The sequence below is a fragment of the Mycobacterium sp. TH-M11 genome (assembly GCF_057473725.1).
In genome coordinates this window covers 1-1,920 of record NZ_JBYCLD010000074.1, presented here as the reverse complement: position 1 = coordinate 1,920, position 1,920 = coordinate 1, and the positions used below count along the sequence as shown (strand labels likewise).

Here is a 1,920-nt window from a genome sequence, read left to right as displayed (position 1 = left end):
TGGTTCTTGGCGTTCGAGTCATCAACCGCCTTCTGGTATTGGTCCGCGGTAACCATGCCGTTGGTGCCAATAACCGCCGTAGTCTGATATGAACTGGCCAAAGCTCGGGCCGCGTCACGGTATCTCGGCTCCAGAGCCGGGTCTGCTGCCGCCGTTTCAAGAATCTGAGCGCCGTTGACCATGGAGATTCGCGCCAACGCTATGTCGCCGCCGGGTTGTGTCTCAATATTCAGCGCACGAGCCGCCAGTTCATATTGCTTACATAATTCAGCTTTCGCCACGGCCTTCTGCGCCGCGGTGTAGGTAGGGCCTTCCGCCGACCCCGTTCGGGTAAGCGCGACCATCAACGCCGCTGCTGCGAGCGCAGTTGTCAGAGTGCCGAGTGCCACTGCCGGCCAGTTGCGAGCGCGTACGGGCGCCGGTGCAGGCCAAGGCTGTGTCATGGTCATGTCACGGATGGTATCCCCGAGAGCCAGTTCTTCGATTACATCGTTGTTTCCCGCTGGGAGAAGCCACGGACTTCAGCCGCGACCCCCCATGGTTGCGATGCATGACGGGAAGAGACACTCGCGACGTGTCAGCGGTCGCGTATTTCCCCAGGTTTGGGTTGCGTCCAGCAGAGTGGTGTACGAGTCGGACCTGATTAGCGGTACCGGCGTGTCGTAGCCGAGTGATTGAAGGTCATCGCGTGATTCTTCGAGGGACCGTCCAAAGTCACTCGAGCAAAGAAGGAGCACACGCGATGACCACTGTCCACGATATCGACCTGCAGCAGGTCCTGACCGAGCGACTCACCGCCGCTCATCCCGACGTGCTGCGCGAGCTGCTGTCGATGTTCATCCACACCCTGATGGGTGCCGAGGCCGACGCACTGTGCGGCGCCGGCTACGGCGAGCGCAGCGGGGAGCGAACCAACCACCGCAACGGCTACCGCCACCGTGACTTCGACACGCGGGCAGGCACATTGGACATCGCCATCCCGAAACTGCGGCAGGGCTCCTACTTCCCCGATTGGCTGCTGGAACGACGCAAACGCGCCGAGCGGGCCCTGACCACGGTGGTGGCCACCTGCTACCTGCTGGGCGTCTCGACGCGGCGGATGGACAAACTGGTCGGCACGCTGGGCATCTCCGGGCTGTCGAAATCGCAGGTCTCGGTGATGGCCAAGGAACTCGACACCGCCGTGGAGGCGTTCCGCACGCGGCCACTCGATGCCGGGCCGTACACGTTCGTCGCGGCCGATGCCCTGGTCCTCAAGGTCCGCGAGGGCGGTCGCGTGGTCAACGTGCATGCGCTGATCGCGACCGGTGTGAACGCCGAGGGTTACCGCGAGATCCTCGGCATCGACGTCACCACGGCCGAGGACGGGGCGGGCTGGTTGGCGTTCTGGCGATCGCTGACCGCCCGCGGCCTATCCGGGGTCAAACTGGTCACCTCCGACGCGCACGCGGGGCTGGTGGCCGCGATCGGCGCCACCGTGCCTGGCGCGGCCTGGCAGCGCTGCCGTACGCACTACGCCACCAACCTGATGGCCATCACCCCGAAGTCGTCGTGGCCGTGGGTGCGCACGCTACTGCATTCGGTGTATGACCAGCCGGACGCTGATTCCGTTGCTGCGCAATATGATCGGATCATCGACGCGCTCGCCGACAAGCTCCCCAAGGTCGCCGAGCACTTGGAGAATGCTCGCGCGGACCTGCTGGCGTTCACCGCGTTCCCCAAGCAGATCTGGCGCCAAATCTGGTCCAACAACCCCCAGGAACGGCTGAACAAGGAGATCCGCCGTCGCACCGACGTCGTCGGCATCTTCCCCGACCGGGGCGCCCTGATCCGCCTCGTCGGTGCCGTCCTGGCCGAACAGCACGACGAATGGGCCGAATCCCGGCGCTACCTCGGCCTGGACGTCCTCAGCAAATCACA

General features: G+C 64.4%; 2 protein-coding genes. One reads left to right on the top strand and one right to left on the bottom strand.

Features of this window, described 5'->3' with window-relative positions; translation table 11 throughout:
• Positions 1-449 (bottom strand): hypothetical protein (locus tag AC2VOG_RS03090; protein ID WP_486938450.1); only part of this gene is annotated, 449 nt, incomplete at its 3' end.
• 293 nt (positions 450-742) lie between these two features.
• On the opposite strand from AC2VOG_RS03090, the gene AC2VOG_RS03085 reads away from it, so the two are divergent.
• Positions 743-1,920: IS256 family transposase (locus tag AC2VOG_RS03085; protein WP_486938449.1), on the top strand; the 1,178-nt coding region annotated here is incomplete at its 3' end.